18 protein-coding genes are annotated in these 15,522 nt (G+C 71.0%); 9 read left to right on the top strand and 9 right to left on the bottom strand.

Features of this window, described 5'->3' with window-relative positions; all coding sequences use genetic code 11:
- Nucleotides 1-73 precede the first annotated feature (73 nt).
- Nucleotides 74-394: a multidrug efflux SMR transporter gene (locus HUT18_RS01575; RefSeq protein WP_176097100.1), complete on the top strand. Its 321-nt coding sequence runs from the start codon at nucleotides 74-76 to the stop codon at nucleotides 392-394.
- Between the two features lie 46 nt (nucleotides 395-440).
- The gene (locus HUT18_RS01570; protein WP_176097098.1) at nucleotides 441-851 is read left to right on the top strand and encodes a multidrug efflux SMR transporter; all 411 of its coding nucleotides are present in this window, start codon (nucleotides 441-443) and stop codon (nucleotides 849-851) included.
- 369 nt (nucleotides 852-1,220) lie between these two features.
- On the opposite strand, the gene HUT18_RS01565 is transcribed toward HUT18_RS01570, so the two are convergent.
- Together HUT18_RS01565 and HUT18_RS01560 are read right to left on the bottom strand one after the other, a co-directional pair.
- Nucleotides 1,221-2,570 carry an FAD-dependent oxidoreductase gene (locus tag HUT18_RS01565; protein WP_176097097.1) on the bottom strand — a complete coding sequence of 450 codons (1,350 nt, stop codon included), beginning with the start codon at nucleotides 2,568-2,570 and terminating at the stop codon, nucleotides 1,221-1,223.
- Between the two features lie 96 nt (nucleotides 2,571-2,666).
- Nucleotides 2,667-3,416 (bottom strand): TetR/AcrR family transcriptional regulator, encoded by a 750-nt coding sequence (locus HUT18_RS01560; RefSeq protein WP_176097095.1) that lies wholly within the window; start codon nucleotides 3,414-3,416, stop codon nucleotides 2,667-2,669.
- 485 nt (nucleotides 3,417-3,901) lie between these two features.
- Between HUT18_RS01560 and HUT18_RS01555 the strand changes: the two genes are divergently transcribed.
- A complete protein-coding gene (locus HUT18_RS01555; protein WP_176097093.1) occupies nucleotides 3,902-4,147 on the top strand; it encodes a DUF2630 family protein in 246 nt (81 codons plus the stop codon).
- A gap of 169 nt (nucleotides 4,148-4,316) precedes the next feature.
- On the opposite strand, the gene HUT18_RS01550 is transcribed toward HUT18_RS01555, so the two are convergent.
- The 5 genes from HUT18_RS01550 to HUT18_RS01530 form a co-directional block, all read right to left on the bottom strand.
- A complete protein-coding gene (locus HUT18_RS01550; RefSeq protein WP_176097091.1) occupies nucleotides 4,317-5,012 on the bottom strand; it encodes an HAD family hydrolase in 696 nt (231 codons plus the stop codon).
- A gap of 32 nt (nucleotides 5,013-5,044) precedes the next feature.
- On the bottom strand, nucleotides 5,045-5,734 hold the full coding sequence (locus tag HUT18_RS01545; protein ID WP_176097089.1) for a phosphatase PAP2 family protein: 690 nt from the start codon (nucleotides 5,732-5,734) through the stop codon (nucleotides 5,045-5,047).
- A gap of 56 nt (nucleotides 5,735-5,790) precedes the next feature.
- Complete coding sequence (locus HUT18_RS01540; RefSeq protein ID WP_176097087.1) at nucleotides 5,791-6,726, bottom strand: M56 family metallopeptidase; 936 nt, start codon at nucleotides 6,724-6,726, stop codon at nucleotides 5,791-5,793.
- 98 nt (nucleotides 6,727-6,824) lie between these two features.
- On the bottom strand, nucleotides 6,825-7,376 hold the full coding sequence (locus HUT18_RS01535; protein WP_254878379.1) for a DUF5134 domain-containing protein: 552 nt from the start codon (nucleotides 7,374-7,376) through the stop codon (nucleotides 6,825-6,827).
- Nucleotides 7,377-7,566: 190 nt separating this feature from the next.
- Nucleotides 7,567-7,953 (bottom strand): VOC family protein, encoded by a 387-nt coding sequence (locus HUT18_RS01530; RefSeq protein ID WP_176097084.1) that lies wholly within the window; start codon nucleotides 7,951-7,953, stop codon nucleotides 7,567-7,569.
- 70 nt (nucleotides 7,954-8,023) lie between these two features.
- Between HUT18_RS01530 and HUT18_RS01525 the strand changes: the two genes are divergently transcribed.
- The gene (locus tag HUT18_RS01525) at nucleotides 8,024-8,575 is read left to right on the top strand and encodes a GNAT family N-acetyltransferase (RefSeq protein WP_176097082.1); all 552 of its coding nucleotides are present in this window, start codon (nucleotides 8,024-8,026) and stop codon (nucleotides 8,573-8,575) included.
- A gap of 120 nt (nucleotides 8,576-8,695) precedes the next feature.
- Here the strand turns inward: HUT18_RS01525 and HUT18_RS01520 are convergent, their stop codons facing one another.
- Nucleotides 8,696-9,379 (bottom strand): glycerophosphodiester phosphodiesterase family protein, encoded by a 684-nt coding sequence (locus HUT18_RS01520; RefSeq protein ID WP_176097081.1) that lies wholly within the window; start codon nucleotides 9,377-9,379, stop codon nucleotides 8,696-8,698.
- A gap of 278 nt (nucleotides 9,380-9,657) precedes the next feature.
- Between HUT18_RS01520 and HUT18_RS01515 the strand changes: the two genes are divergently transcribed.
- From HUT18_RS01515 to HUT18_RS01495, 5 genes are all read left to right on the top strand, one after another.
- Nucleotides 9,658-11,085 carry a DUF6421 family protein gene (locus HUT18_RS01515; protein ID WP_176097079.1) on the top strand — a complete coding sequence of 476 codons (1,428 nt, stop codon included), beginning with the start codon at nucleotides 9,658-9,660 and terminating at the stop codon, nucleotides 11,083-11,085.
- A gap of 26 nt (nucleotides 11,086-11,111) precedes the next feature.
- Entirely contained in the window at nucleotides 11,112-11,867 is a 756-nt protein-coding gene (locus HUT18_RS01510; protein WP_176104226.1) for an SDR family NAD(P)-dependent oxidoreductase, read from the top strand.
- The gene (locus tag HUT18_RS01505; RefSeq protein ID WP_176104225.1) at nucleotides 11,864-12,943 is read left to right on the top strand and encodes a low specificity L-threonine aldolase; all 1,080 of its coding nucleotides are present in this window, start codon (nucleotides 11,864-11,866) and stop codon (nucleotides 12,941-12,943) included. Before HUT18_RS01510 ends, HUT18_RS01505 begins: the two co-directional genes overlap by 4 nt.
- Before the next feature lie 97 nt (nucleotides 12,944-13,040).
- Nucleotides 13,041-13,634 carry a transglutaminase family protein gene (locus tag HUT18_RS01500; RefSeq protein WP_176097077.1) on the top strand — a complete coding sequence of 198 codons (594 nt, stop codon included), beginning with the start codon at nucleotides 13,041-13,043 and terminating at the stop codon, nucleotides 13,632-13,634.
- 13 nt (nucleotides 13,635-13,647) lie between these two features.
- Complete coding sequence (locus tag HUT18_RS01495) at nucleotides 13,648-14,349, top strand: B3/4 domain-containing protein (protein ID WP_176097075.1); 702 nt, start codon at nucleotides 13,648-13,650, stop codon at nucleotides 14,347-14,349.
- 106 nt (nucleotides 14,350-14,455) lie between these two features.
- Here the strand turns inward: HUT18_RS01495 and HUT18_RS01490 are convergent, their stop codons facing one another.
- Nucleotides 14,456-15,175: a 1-acyl-sn-glycerol-3-phosphate acyltransferase gene (locus HUT18_RS01490; RefSeq protein ID WP_176097074.1), complete on the bottom strand. Its 720-nt coding sequence runs from the start codon at nucleotides 15,173-15,175 to the stop codon at nucleotides 14,456-14,458.
- Between the last annotated feature and the right edge of the window lie 347 nt (nucleotides 15,176-15,522).

Below are 15,522 nucleotides of genomic sequence, written 5' to 3'. Positions count from 1 at the left end.
ACTCCTCGGCTCACCGATCGAACCGATCGAACCGACTGATCCGACTGATCCGACTGAACGAAAGGGACTACCCATGCAGTGGCTCTACCTCGCCATCGCAGTCATCTTCGAGATCGCCGTCGCCATCGCGGCCGGCAAGGCCCAGGGCTTCAAAGACCGCGGATGGACCATCGCCACTCTGGTCAGCGGTGCCATCGGCACCTACTTCCTCAGCCGGGCACTGCTGACCTTCAACGTCGGTGTCGGCTATGCCATTTGGACGTCCGTCTCCGGTATCGGCATCACCGTTCTCGGCGTCCTGCTCTTCGGTCAGCGCCTCAACTGGCAGAAGGCACTGGGCATCGTGATCATCATCGCCGGAGTCGTCGGCCTCCAGCTCAGCGGCGCAGCCTGAAAACCCCGCCCCCGCTCGACATTTCCCAGGAAAGGACTCGCCTCCCATGCCCAACACCGACCGCCCCTCAGTCAGCTCCTCCTGGCTCATGCTGCTGCTCGCCGGTGGCTTCGAAATCGGCTACGCGCTTTCCGTAGGCGGAAGCCATGGCTTCACCCGCCTGACGTGGTCGCTGGTCGCCGCCGTCTTCTTCCTTCTGACGCTCTGGGCGTTGAGCGCCGCGCTCCGCACCATCGACGTCAGCATCGGCTACGCGGTCTGGGCGGGAATCGGATCCGTCGGCGCCGCACTGCTGGGTCCCGTCTTCTTCGACGAGTCCCTCAACGCCGTCCAGGCCATCTGGCTCGCCGTGATCATCATCGGGGTGATCTGGCTGAAGCTCGCCGACCGGCCCGCGGCCGAGGAGCCCGTGGCCGCGCAGCAGAGCGCGCAAGAGGCCACCGTCCGGGCCAACTGAAGCGCACGGCGTGGAGCGCTGACCCAGGGGATCTCGCCTGAGTCCGCTGAACTACCGTCCACGTCACCGCAGTTCACGGCAGGGCTTCTGTGGAATTGAGGGCTGCGAGGCCCCGAGTACCGCAGAGGTCCTGCCGTTGTGTTGACGCCTACCTGGGGAGCGGCTCATCAGTTGTGCGGTCCTGAACGCCAGAGGGCGTGCGCCACTTGATTCCCGGACTGTTCTCCGCTCAGGAGAGATCCTCTGGGGGAGATCGCCGCCAGTGTGATGGCATGGCCTGCCTCGGGATCATCGCTCGGCTGGATGAGAGCCGGCCAGTTCTCCCCGGAGCCGATGCGCGAATCGCGGGGCCGCACCGGGCCCGGCCGGTCAGAGCGGAGCCGAACGTGCGGCGTCCCGGAGCGCCTGCCAGTCGCCGATCTTCACCGGGCCACGGCCCAGCGAGGTGCCGAGAGAGGCCTCGGCCCGCTCGATGGCCCGCCACCCGGCCCAGCCCACCGGTGACTGGCCGCTCGCACGCAAACCCTCCAGTGGGTCAGGGAGTTCGCCCCTCGCCAGGAGATCTTCGGCGTCCTCCGCGAGCGAGTGCACGGTCTCCTTGGCGCAGGGCCGGTTGGAGCCGATCACGCCGGTGGGGCCGCGCTTGATCCACCCGGCCACGTACTCGCCGGGAGAGGCCGCCCCGTCGCGCAGCACCCGTCCCGCGACGTGCGGCACCGTGCCGTTCGCGGGATCGAACGGCAGCCCTTCGAGGGCGAGTCCGCGGTAGCCGACCGAGCGCAGCAGGAGTTGCGCCGGGATCTCCTCGTGGACCCCCGTCCCGGTGATCCGGCCGTCGGCGGTGGGCGCGGTGCGCTCGAAGCGCACGGTGCCGACTCGGCCGCGGGCCCCGAGGATCTCGGCCGGGCGCAGGAAGAACCGCAGCCTGATCACGTGCGGCAGGCCCGTCGGCCGCCGCTCGGACCAGCCGCGCAGCACCTCGATGTTGCGGCGCTGCGGAGCGGGCAGGCCGGAAGGATCGTGAAAGGCCGGGTCGAGGGCGAGTTCGGCCGGGTCGACCAGGACCTCGGTGTCGGGCAGGGTGCCGAGTTCGCGCAGTTCCTTGGTGGTGAACCGGGCCTGCGAGGGGCCGCGGCGGCCGACCATCTGGACCTCGCGCACATGCCCGGAGCCGAGTGCGCTCAGCGCCGCCTCCGGCATGTCGGTGGCCCGCAACTCCCGTACGCCGCGCGACAGGATCCGGGTCACATCGACGGCGACATTGCCGACGCCGACCACCACGGCCGTGTCGACGTCCCGTACGAAGTCCGCCGCCAGACTGTCGGGATGGGCGCTGTACCAGGACACGAACTCGGTGGCGGACCAGCTTCCGGCGAGGTCCTCGCCCGGCACCGAGAGGCGGCGGTCGGCGGCGGCACCGATGCAGTAGACGACCGCGTGGTAGAGCTCCCGCAGCCGGGCGGGCGTCAGTTGGCCCGTGCCCACCTCGACGCCGCCGAGGAAGCGCACCCGCTCGTCCTCGAGGACCCGGCGCAGGTTGTTCTGCAGCGACTTGATCTTCTCGTGATCCGGTGCGACGCCGTAGCGGACCAGTCCGTACGGGCAGGGGAGCCGGTCGAGCACATCGACCCGGACCTGTCCGAGCGCGCTCTGTTCCAGCAGACCGGCGGCGGTGTACACGCCGCTCGGCCCGGATCCGACGACAGCGACTCGCGGCACGCGGGGCTCCTTGCTCGAAGGGCCGGGGCACCTTCAGCATGGCACCGGCCGCCGCCCGAGGGGAGCCCCCGAACGTGGCACGCGAGCCCGCCCGCGTCAGCCGCCGGGCCGCTCGGCCTCGCCGGAGCCGCCGGGGGCCTCGGCCTCGCCCGGTCCGGCGCCGCGAGCCGCGTCGTCCTCGCCCGGATACCCGGTGTCGAAGATGCGCGTGAAATCGTGTGTGCGGTCGGGCCCCGCCGGATTGGGCGACTGCGGGACGGGCGGGTCGCCGAGCTGCCAGTCCAGACCGTAGCGCTGGAAGAGCTCAGCCCGCAGGGTGCCGACCGGCATCGGGGCCCCGGGCAGCAGCACCGCGAAGACGGCGCCCATCAGCAGGGCGCGCAGCAGCGGGTACTCCACGGCCGGGTTGCGCACGCCGTAGCGGGACATGGTGTCGCTCAGAAGTTCCGCCAGCCGCTGCTGCTCGGCACACTGCACGAAACCCTCGGGCTGCAGGATCCCCGCCATGTGGGTGCGCATCAGCAGGGGATGGTCCCGGGCGAGGCCGAGGATCGCGTCGATGGCGCGGGCGAGGCGCTCGCGGCCGTCGTCGGTCCGCGGCTCGCGCTCCAGGGCCTCCTCCAGAGTGCGGTGCATGAGCCGGTGCACGGCGGACTGGAGGAGCTGACGCTTGCCGGGGAAGTAGTACGAGATCAGTCCGCGGGCCGAGCCCGCCCGGTCCGCGATGTCCGCCAGGGTGGTCGCGTCGTAGCCGCGCTCGGCCACCAGCTCGACGGTCGCCTGGAGGAGCCGCTCCCGGGAACGCCGACGCAACTCTTCATTGACCGATGCGCTGCGCGGGGACATTCTGTAACTCCTGCGTTGACTGGCTCCCAGCCAATATACTCAGGGCGCGGAACGGGGACCCTTGGGGTCCCTGGTTCGTGCTACGCCGCCTGCCTCGGGCGACACGGGGGATCGCCCGGGCGCCGGCGGCGGCACAACGGCTCGTGACAGGCAGCACCACGGGGGAGTGTTGCCTGGTCACGGGCCGTTTGTGTGTTCTCGGCCCGCGCCTCGTCGGCCGCGCTCCTCGCCCTTTCGGGCCGTGGCGCGCCAGAACCCTTCCGGAAGGAAGGATTCCCGGCGCAGAGCCGCCGCATACCCGCTGCCCGCAGGTACGTGTCCGACCTCGGAACGTCGCTCTGTCGGCTGTGGGATGCCTCACGCGGCAGCGGGCCGACACGACCTCGGCCACGGTGCCCACGGGGACGGCCGCGCGTCCGCTCTCTGGTCGCCGCCCCGGGCCCGCCTTCCTACAGTGGGACGCGGGGGCCGAGAAAGGCACCGAGATGGAACAAGAGCAGATCCTGGGCCGTATCGCGGACATGGTCGACGACGAGCGCAAGCTGCGCGAGTCCCTGGCCGAGGGCGCATCCGACGGCACACGCGAACGTGAGCAACTGCGCAGCGTCGAGCGCGAACTCGACCAGTGCTGGGACCTGTTGAGGCAGCGGCGCGCGAAGGCCGAGTTCGGCGAGAACCCCGACGACGCCCGGGTCCGGCCCGCGTCACAGGTCGAGGACTACCGTTCGTGAGCGCTCCTGAAGGCGCCGGGGAGCCGGGGCCGGACGCCGCCGCGGACCCGACGGGGCCCTGCGGCGCCTGACCGTCCGGCACGGCCGTCGGCTCGGGTCCCTTGCCTGGCCGCCCGTCCGGTTTCGCCTGCCCGAACGGCCGGGGGCGGTGCGCTGCCGCCGCCCGCACTCAGTCGACGCGGCCGAGCACCCCACGTAGTCCGTCGGGCCGCTCGGCCACCGGCAGATGCTCCACGAAGTGGACGGCACAGCCGATCCGGGCGGCCCCGCCGTCGGCGGCGCGCTCGTCGCCCACCATCAGGACCTCCCGCGGATCGAATCCGAGCGCGGCACAGGCGACGGTGAACAGCCGGGGATCCGGCTTCTGCACGCCGTGCTCGTACGACAGCGTGTACGTGTCGACGTAGCTGTCGAGCCCGTGCGCGCGGAAGACGGGCCGCAGGTCCCAGCCGATGTTGCTGAGCACACCGATCGCCAGTGAGCGCGCCCGCAGGGCGGTGAGCACCTCGACTGCGTCGGGATAGGGGCGCCAGGCCTCCGGGCTCTTGTGCCGTTCGTAGAGCAGTTCGTGCAACTGCGGGTCGGGCAGGGCCACTTGGCGGGACAGAGCGAGGTAGGCGGCGCGGTGCCGGTCGGCGTCCTCGTCGCGGGTCCGCCACAGGCCGAGGAGGTCGTCGGGCACCCGCCGGGGTGTGGAGCCGCCGGGCAGGGCGCCCGCCTCGTCGAGGCGGTGGGCCAGTGCGGCGGTCTCCTCCTCGGGGAGGGAGGTCCCGGCCCTTTCGAGGCCGCCGCGCAGCCAGGATTCGACGGATTCGACGCGGAAGAGAGTGCCGGAGAAGTCGAAGAGAACACCCTTGATCGCCATGCCCGAACCCTTTCCGCCGGGACCGGCGCGGGTCAAGACCGTCGCCGCGCGCTCAGCCCGTCGCCCACCGCGGTCGCCGCCGCCACGGTGAGGATCCCGAGCAGCCAGCCGCCCACCACGTCGGAGGGCCAGTGCACACCCAGCCAGACCCGGGTCACCCCCACTCCGAGGACCGAGACGACCGTGAAGCCGAGCGCGAGGCGGAACAGCGGGGCGGGCGCCCCGTACCGGTGGAGCAGCCACAGCAGGGCGCCGAGCACCGCGGTCGCCGTCATCGCGTGCCCGGACGGGAAGGCCGAGTACGAGGCGTGGTCGACGGGCTGCGGGAGGTCGGGGCGCGGGCGGTCGAAGGCGGCCTTCAGGCCCTGCTGGACGAGTGCGGCGCCCAGACAGGTCAGCACCAGCCAGAGCGCCGGGCGCCGGTCGCCGCGCCACAGCAGGTACACGGCGACCACGGCCGTCAGCGCCCGCATCGTCCAGGGATCCCAGACCCAGTCCGTCAAAATGCGCTGGGCGTCGGTGAGTTGCCGGTGCTCCAGGGCCCAGCGGTGGAGGCGGGTCACGACCGAGGAGTCCGCCTCCTGAAGTGGCTGCCAGTCGGTTCCCACCAGGATCATCAGCACCGCGGTCGCGGCCGCGAGCACGGCCATGGCGGCCCTGGTCACACGGAACCCGGCCGTGAGGGCGGGGCGGGGCGTCGGGGTGGCGGAGGACGGAGGCATGCGGAAGATCGTCGCTCACCGGGCACCGGGCTGACCAGTGGCCGGGCCGTGCGTCGTCAGCCGAGGGTGCGCAGCGCGGGCACGAAGGTCACCAGGAGCGGCACCACGGGCACCAGGGCCGCCGCGGCCGTCAGCCCCAGGCGCCGCGCCGGGGTGAGCCGCGACTCGGGTTCGAGAAGCCGGTGCACACGCTGCGGAACATGGGCGTGCGGTACCGGGCAGGGGCCGAACACCCCGCGGTCCTCGTTGAGTTCGACCAGAGCCAGGGCCGTGGTCAGTCGTCCGAAGCGGCGGGAGGCGACGTCGTCGGCGGCCAGTTCGATCAGGCGGTGCATCTCGTCGCGGAACGCCGCGAACATCGGCACCTGCGGAAAGCCGCTCGCCAGTGCGCCCGAGCAGTGCAGCAGCCAGTCGTGGCGCGCCTGCGCGTGGCCCTGCTCGTGCGCCAGTACGGAGTCGAGCTGCCGCTTGGTCAGGCGGCGCAGCGCGGCCGTGGTGATGACGAGTTGGGGCGCCGTGCCCGGCAGCCACCAGGCGTCGGGACGCTCGCCCTCCAGGACGACGAGCCGGTCGGTGCCGGGCTCCTCGCCGGGCAACAGCGGTGCGCGTACGAGGAGTTCGGTGCGGCGGCGGCGCCTGCCGAGCCGCGCCCGCAATACCTCACGGCTGAGCATCGCGGCGGTCCACACACCGCCCAGGGCGAGCACGACCGCGGTGGTCGCCGCCCAGCCGCCCGCGGTGCCGAGTGCGTAGGCCTCCACCACGGTGGCCGGGGCGGGCGCGAAGACATTGCCCCGCACGGCCTGCCAGGCGGCGGAGGCGCTGAGCGTCATCGACAGGGCGCAGCACAGCAGTACGGCGGCGACCACGCACTGCCACACCCAGAGGGCGACGATGGGTTCCCGTTCCGTCCATCGGGTCCGGGCGAGCAGGCGCGGGCCGACCACGGCGATCACCAGGCCGAGCAGCAGCAGCGCCACGGGAACCATCATGGCTTCACCCTATGAGCGGCGAACCACCCGTGGGTATGGGCTCTCCCGCATAGTGACCGACGCCACGGTTTGGTGTCCGACCTCACAATTCCCTTACGTCACAGGGTGAGCAGCATCGCGAACATGCCGAGCGCCATCGAAAGTCGGCAGACCCGGGCGAGTTCGGGACGCTCGACGAACGCGGGGGCCGGTGCGCGCGGCGCCGGGGATCCCGCCGGAACCAACCGGGTACCGCTCCACAGCACGTAGACGGCGAAGTACACCAGGAGAACGGCAGTCACCGGAGCCACGCCCGCCGAGGCGTGCCCGCCGCTGTGCGCGCCGGGCCGCGCGGCCATCACCGCCGCCATGTAGACCATCGCCGAGGCGCCGACCAGATGGTGCAGATGCTGCCGGTCGCCGTGCGCCGACCAGGCCGCGTGCAGGGCCGCGGCACCGAAGACGACGGTGTACGCGAGCCATGCGGGGCGGCCGAGCGGCAGTACGGAGGCGGGCACCGCCATCGCGGCCGTGCCGAGCCCCATCACCGCCTCCGCGCCCGCGGCGTGGCGCCGTGCGCCGGCACTGGCCCGCATCCGCAGCAGGCAGTACCCCGCGCTCACCGCCGACACGGCGACCAGCAGCCAGGCGGCGGACACCGGTCCGTGCACCGTGCACCCCTCCCTGTGGCGGTCTCGCGGAGGGGATGCCCACACCGGCCGGGGCACACGCGAGCGCATGGGAGTGCGCGGGGGAGCGTGCGGATCGCATGGCGCCGGGGAGGACGCCGGTACCGCGACCCAACAGACAGGGAAGGAAGGGGAGTTGGCGGGGTCGGCCGGGGGAGCCCGGCGTCCGTGGCTACGGCCGGTACCGCAGCGGATGATCGGCGGGGACCTCCACGACGGCGATCTCCACCCCGTCCGGATCCGCGATCCACATCTCGATCAGGCCCCAGGGCTCCTGCTTGGGCTCCCGCAGGATCCGCGCACCCCGTGCGAGGAGCTCCTCGTGCGCCGCCCGGACGTCGGCCACCTGGAGCCACAACCGCAGCCCGGGCGCGGGTGGTTGCTCGGCCCGGCCCGACACCTCCAGGTAACCCCCGCCGAGGAAGTAGACCGTGCCGCGTTCGGGCCCGGTGCCGAACTCGCGATAGACGTCGAGGCCCAGCGTGCTCCCGTAGAAGACGCGCGAGCGCTCGGGGTCGGTGGGGCGCAGCAGGGTACGGCCGCTGAGTACATGCACCATGCCGAGCGACGCTACCGGGCGCGTTAGGGTCTGGAGTCCGTGCCTGGCCGAGGTGGGAGGGATTCGCGCCATGGAGAGCAGTCCGCAGACGGTGACCGGAGAACTCGTGTTCCGCGAGGCCGCGGAGCGTGACGTGCCCGTGCTCGTCGCGCTCATAGAGTCCGCCTACCGGGGCGAGGCGAGCCGGGTCGGCTGGACCACCGAGGCGGACCTCCTCGGCGGGCAGCGCACCGACCCTGAGGGTGTGCGCGAGGTGATCGACGCGCCGGGCAGCAGGCTGCTCGTCGTCGAGCGGGACGGCGAGGCGGTCGCCTGCTGTCAGCTCGAACACCGCGGCGAGGCGGCCTACTTCGGCATGTTCGCGGTGCGGCCGCAGGCGCAGGGCGGCGGTCTGGGCAAGGCGGTCCTCGCGGAGGCGGAGCGCGCCGTACGGGCCGACTGGGGCGCCCGCGAGATGCACATGACGGTGATCTCGGTGCGCGACGACCTGATCGCCTGGTACGAGCGGCGCGGCTACCGCAGGACGGGTTCGATGACCCCCTTCCCGTACGGCGACGAGCGCTTCGGGCTGCCGCAGCGCCCCGACCTGCAGTTCGAGCTCCTCGTGAAGCCGCTCGGCTGAGAGCGGGCCGTGTGCCGGGGCGCATGCAGCCGAGCGGTCGGTGCGTATGGCCGGGCCATGACCCGCCCGCAGGGCGCCGCCCGGCGGTGACCTGCCCGTACGCCCCGCTAAGCGCCCCGATCAGGCCGTGAAGCGCCCGGTGCGTTTGATGTCGGGATGGTCGGTGGTCGCGCCGTCCAGTTGCAGGGCGCGTACCAGGCGCAGGTGGTCCTGGGTGTTGACCACCCAGCCGATGACCTTCAGGTCCGCCGCCCTGGCCTGTTCGACCGTCTCCAGGGTCAGCCGCCGGATGTTCAGGACCAGCGATTGCGCCCCGGCCTGCTGGGCCCGGGCGACCACCTCGGTTCCGTAGCGGCTGGCGACCAGGCCGGTGCGTACGCCGGGGACCAGCCGGGCGATCTCGGTGAGCGCCTCGGCGTGGAAGGAGAGCACCTCCACCCGGTCAGTGAGGTTCTGCCGGTGCATGACCTCGGCGAGCGCACGTGCCGCCGCGACATCCTTGATCTCCGCCTGAAGCGGTGCCGACACCGCGTCCAGGACCTCCTCGAACACGGGGACGCGCTCGCCCTTGCCCGCGTCGAGCAGGCGGAGCTCGGCCAGCGTCCGCTCGGCGATCGGGCCGCGGCCGTCGGTGGTGCGGTCCACCTCGGCGTCGTGCATGACCACGAGCGCGCCGTCCTTGCTGAGGTGGAGGTCGAGCTCGATGACGTCGAGTCCGGCGCGCTCGGCGGCGACGAACGAGCGGAGGGTGTTCTCGGGCTCCACGCCCATGATCCCGCGGTGACCGATAGTGACGAAGTTCAAGACCGGCTCGCTTTCGTCGAAGGCGGCTGCACTCTCCCTGCCCGCGCGGTACGGCAGTTGCGCAGCTTAGCCGCACGGCGCCGCGATGTAACGGCATCGACGGCAGGAATCACCCTCCGTGCAAGCTGTCGGGTCGGTACCCCACGCGGCGCAACTCACAGGAAAAAAGACGGTTACGAAGAGGCGTAGCCGGAAAATCTCCACCAGGGTCCACTTGTGGAGACAAGGGTGGCCGCATACGGTGTCCTTACGCGAGGTTATCCCGTGGAGGATGGGTCATGACGGAAATTTTTGTGCAGAAGGAAGCGACGGAGAAGGTTCCTCCTGTTTCCGTGGGCGGCAGGGTGGTTGAGCACCCGGCCTGGTCCAGGCTCAAGAACACGGTGGAAACGATTCGCCCGTGGCAGTCGCCGGACGGCTCGGTCGACTTCGACGCCGAGGGCGCGCCCGCGCCAGAGACCGTGCGCAAGGCGGTGGACGAGCTGGTCGCCTCGGTCGAGGAACTCGCGCCGCTGGTCCCGCACGACGCGGCCTACCTGAGCGCGGTCGTCGCCGACCTGCGCCGCTGGGCCGACAACGGCTTCGAGGTCCCCGACTTCCTGGACGCGCTGCTGGCCTTCCAGCCGGCCGCGCACCGCGAGGACGGTCTGCAGCACCTCGTGGTCTTCCCGATGTACACGCAGAACGGCAACCCCGACCGCAACTTCGAGGCCGTCGTCCTGCGCATGGTCTGGCCGGAGTGGCTCGCCGAACTCGAGCGCACCCGCTACGACAACCCGCTGTTCTGCGGCATCACCTTCGAGGACTTCACCGCGGGCTACGACACCAACTCGGCGGTCCTCTTCCCCGAGACCATCGCGGTCCGCGAGGCGCCCGAGCGCTTCAGCTGGGGCGGCATCTTCTGCGACCGCGAGGCCGCCCGCTTCCGCCGGGTGACCAAGGCCGCCGTCGACGTCCTGGGTGTCGAACTGCCCGCGGACATCCGAGAGATGGTCGACGACCAGGACCGCTGCCAGCAGGCCTTCGTGCTCTGGGACATGGTCCACGACCGCACGCACAGCCACGGCGACCTGCCCTTCGACCCCTTCATGATCAAGCAGCGCCAGCCGTTCTGGATGTACGGCCTGGAGGAGCTGCGCTGCGACCTCACCGCCTTCAAGGAGGCCGTGAAGCTGGAGGCCGAGGGCGTGGCGCAGGGCCGCGACGTCCAGTACGCGGTCCTGTTCGACCGGATGTTCCGCTTCCCGGTCTCCGGCGAGCGGGTCCGCAACTACGACGGCCTCGGCGGCCAGCTGCTCTTCGCCTACCTGCACAAGCACGACGTGGTGCGCTGGACGGACAACACGCTGCACATCGACTGGGAGCGCGCCCCGCAGGTCACCAACCAGCTCTGCGGCGAGATCGAGGAGCTGTACCGCAACGGCATCGACCGGCCCAAGCTCGTCCACTGGTTCGCGGCCTACGAACTGGTCTCGCGCTACCTAGCCCCGCACCCGGGATCGCGCTGGGCCAAGGGCCCCGACGCCCTGGACCTGTCCCTGCCGCCGCGCAAACTCGTGGACGACGTGCTCGCCGACGAGTTTCCGCTCAGCATGTTCTATGAGGCCCTCGCCAAGAAGCTCAAGAGTGTGATCGCCTCTACGAAGGGCATCACAGCGGCCGAGGCCGACGGCGGACAGCCGGTTCTGGCGGCGGGGGCGGCGTGAGCAGCGACGGGGTGGAGGAGAAGACGATGAACGGCAACAACAAGGGCGCGCTCGAGGGCGCGGTCATCGCGGTGGCGGGTGCCGCCGGACCGGCGGGCCGGGCGACACTGCTGCGGCTCGCGGAGGAGGGCGCCGTGGTCGCCGCGGCGGACGCCGACGCGGCCCGCCTGGCCGAGGCGGTGGACGCGGCACGCTACGCACACGGCGGCGCCACCGTCACCGGGGACACGGTCGACCTGCTCGACCTGCAGTCGGCCCGTGAGTGGGCCGCCCGTATCGAGAAGGACTTCGGCAGGGTGGACGGTCTCGTCCACCTGGTCGGCGGCTGGCGCGGCTCCGCGACCTTCGCGGAAACCGACCTCGCGGACTGGGACCTGCTCGAGAAGCTGCTCATCCGTACGGTGCAGCACACCTCGCTCGCCTTCCAGGAGCCGCTGCAGCGCAGCGACCGCGGCCGGTACCTGCTGATCAGCGCCGCCGGGGCGAGCAAGCCCACGGCGGGCAACGCCGCGTACTCCGCCTCCAAGGCGGCGGCGGAGGCATGGACGCTGGCGCTGGCCGACGCCTTCCGCAAGGCCGGGGGCGAGGAGGGACCCAGCTCGGCGGCTGCGATCCTGGTGGTGAAGGCGTTGGTGCACGACGCGCTGCGCGCGGAGCGCCCCAACGCGAAGTTCGCGGGCTTCACCGACGTCAAGGATCTAGCCGAGGCCATCGCAGGGGTCTGGGCCAAGCCCGCCCGGGAAGTGAACGGAAACCGTCTGTGGCTGACCGAGAAGCCGTGAACCCGGCGACGAGCTCGCGCACCGCCGCCCGTCGTCACCACGACCCCGAGGTACGGGGCTTCGCCAGCGACAACTACGCGGGCGCGCACCCGGAGGTCCTGGCCGCGCTCGCGCTCGCCAACGGCGGGCACCAGGTCGCCTACGGCGAGGACGACTACACGGACCATCTCCAGCAGGTGATCCGCGGACACTTCGGTGCCGCTGCGGAGGCCTTCCCGGTCTTCAACGGGACCGGCGCCAACGTCGTCGCGCTCCAGGCGCTCACCGACCGCTGGGGCGCGGTGATCTGCGCCGAGAGCGCGCACATCAACGTCGACGAGTGCGGGGCCCCCGAGCGGGTCGGCGGGCTCAAGCTGCTCACGGTGCCCACGCCGGACGGCAAGCTGACCCCGGAGCTGATCGACCGGCAGGCCTGGGGCTGGGACGACGAGCACCGCGCGACGCCGCAGGTCGTCTCGCTGACGCAGAACACGGAACTGGGCACCGTGTACACGGTCGAGGAGATCCGTGCCATCTGCGACCACGCGCACCAGCACGGTATGAAGGTTCACCTGGACGGTGCGCGCATAGCCAACGCCGCCGCCTCTCTGGACGTGCCGATGCGCACCTTCACCAACGCCGCGGGCGTGGACGTCCTCTCCCTGGGCGGCACCAAGAACGGTGCCCTGTTCGGTGAGGCGGTCGTGGTGATCAACCCGGACGCGGTGCGCCGGATGAAGCACATACGCAAGATGTCCATGCAGCTCGCCTCCAAGATGCGCTTCGTCTCGGTCCAGTTGGAGGCGCTGCTCTCCAGGGACCTGTGGCTGCGCAACGCTCGGCACTCCAACGAGATGGCGGCCCGTCTCGCCGACGGTGTGCGGGGGATCGACGGCGTCGAGATCCTCTACCCGGTGCAGGCCAACGCCGTCTTCGCCCGGCTGCCGCACGAGGTCTCGCTGCGCCTGCAGAAGCAGTACCGCTTCTACTTCTGGGACGAGGCCGCGGGCGACGTGCGCTGGATGTGCTCCTTCGACACCACCGCGGAGGACGTGGACGGCTTCGTGAGCGCGGTCAAGGAAGAGATGGCTCACTGAGCCGCGGCCCTTCGAGGCATGAACGCGACTGAATAGATATACGGTCGACTGGAAAAAGATTGACTCCCGGTCGGCCGTATTTCTATGCTCGCCTGCCATGGAGCTGATCCAGCAAACCCCGGACCTTTCGGCATACTTGGCCGCCGACGAGGTCATCGATCACCATCATCCCGTGGTGCGCGAAACCGCCGCACGGCTCGCCGCGGAATCCACTGACTCGTATGACTATGCGCGCGCTGCCTTCGAGTTCGTCCGTGACACCGTTCCGCACTCGGCCGACAGCGGCGATCCGCGCGTCACCTGGCGCGCCTCCGACGTGCTCGCCCTGCGTACGGGGATCTGCCACGCCAAGGCTCATGCCCTGGTGGCGCTGCTGCGCGCCGAGGACATCCCGGCCGCCCTGTGCTACCAGCGGCTGACGCACGACGACGAGGGTGGCCATGTCGTGCACGGGCTGGTCGCCGTGCGCTTTCACGGGGCCTGGCACCGGCAGGACTGCCGGGGCAACAAGCCCGGCGTCGACGCCCGCTTCTCGCTCGACGGGGAACGCCTGGCCTGGCAGCCCGATCCGCAGTCCAGCGAGATGGACTATCCAGTGCTGTACGCTGCACCACATCCGGCCGTACTCCATGCGCTCAAGACCGCACCGGACCGGCCGTATCTGTGGCAGAACCTTCCCTCCGCACTCTGAGGCCGCTTCGACGATGACCCTCACACTCACCGTGTCCGACGAGGTGCGCACCCTCGCACCCGACTTCACCCACCTGGCCGTCGAGGCCCACGGGCTCGTCAACGGGCCCGGTACGGACGCGAGTTCGGCGCTCCTGGACCGGGCCGCCGCCCGTCTCGCCGCACGACTCGACGGCAGGCCGCCGCACGAGGATCCGCATCTCGCGGCCTGGCGCGCGGCCTACACCGCCTTCGGCGCCAAGCCCTCGCGCACCCGCAACTCGGCCGAGGCGCTGGCCAGACGCGCACTCACGGACGCGGGCCTGCCCCGCGTCAACCTGCTCGTGGACCTCTACAACGCGATCAGCGTCGCCCATCTGTTGCCGGTCGGGGGCGAGGACCTCGACCGCATCCGGGGCGGGATGCGTCTGGTGCGCGCGCGAGGGGACGAGGAGTTCGCCACCGCCGCCGGAGGCGAAGCCGTCGTCGAGCACCCCGAGCCGGGCGAGGTCGTCTGGCGGGACGAGGCCGGGGTGACCTGCCGCCGCTGGAACTGGCGGCAGGGCGTACGGACCCGGCTGACCGAGGACTCGGTGTCCGCTCTCTTCCTGCTGGAGGCCCTCGGCCCGGTGTCCCACGCCGACCTGAGTGCCGCGGGGAAGGAACTGGCCGAACTGCTCGCCGAGTTCAGCCCCGGTGCACAGGTGACGGTCCACGATCCGGTATCGGTGTCCTGAGGTCCTGAGACCCCGAGCCGCCACCGAAACGACATCGCCCGGCGCGCGTGTGCGCACCGGGCGATCGGCATTCAGCTGTCGGTTCTTGGTTCTCGTTTCCCGGCTCTCAGGCGGTGCGCAGCTCGGCGGCCGTCGGCGCGGTGCCGCCCAGGTGGGCGGGCAGCCACCAGGTGTCCTCCGGGCCCTTGGGGCGGGCCGGGTAGGCGCGCTGCGCGAGTTCGAGCAGCTCGTCGACGCCTTCGCGAAGCCGCCGGGTGATGGCACCGGCGTACTGGTCGCGGGGCGCCTCGACGGGCTCGCCGACCCGCATGGTGACCGGGAAGTGATTGCGCTTGAAGTTGCGCGGCTGCCCCTTGGTCCAGATCCGCTGGGTGCCCCACACGGCCATCGGGACCAGCGGCACTCCCGCCTCCTGGGCGAGCCGCGCGGCACCGGACTTGAAGCTCTTGAGGGTGAACGACTGGGAGATGGTGGCCTCGGGGAAGACGCCGATGATCTCACCGGAGCGGAGCGAGTCGAGCGCGTGGCTGTAAGCGGCCTCGCCCTGCTTGCGGTCCACCGGAATGTGCTTCATGCCGCGCATCAGCGGGCCGGAGATCTTGTTGCGGAACACCGACTCCTTCGCCATGAAGCGCACCAGGCGCTTCTGCGGAAGGGCCGCGAGCCCGTTGAAGATGAAGTCCAGGTAGCTGATGTGATTGCTGACGAGCACGGCTCCGCCCGAGCGCGGAATGTTCTCCGAACCCTTGCAGTCGATCTTCAGGTCGAGCGCCTTGAACATCGTGAGCGCCAGGCCGACGACCGGACGGTAGACGAGCTCTGCCATGGGGGAGTGGGGACCCTTCTGTGTTCCTTCGGGAGAGGGCTCCCGAGAGAAAGTTACGCAGCCGTAAGTTTTCGGCGTTTCGCCGATCGTGCCCCAAGAACGAGTCTGTGACCAGACTTGCTGCCTTGGATTCGCGAGATCCTCGTCACGTCCCGGACACATTCCCTTCCCGTCCGTGTCCTGGGCGGTCGCACGTGACGGACGGGGTGACAGAGGCGCGGAGAGGGAAGGTCCGGCGCCCCGCCGGGCGCCCTGGCCCACTCACGGGAATTCCCGCGCCATGCGCAGCGCTGGGTACGGAGACGACCGGCGCATGGCGTACGCCGGGGGCGCCCGCCGTTGGTGCG

Source organism: Streptomyces sp. NA04227 (genome assembly GCF_013364195.1).
GTDB lineage: Bacteria > Actinomycetota > Actinomycetes > Streptomycetales > Streptomycetaceae > Streptomyces.
This window is presented reverse-complemented; position numbering and strand designations above follow the sequence as displayed.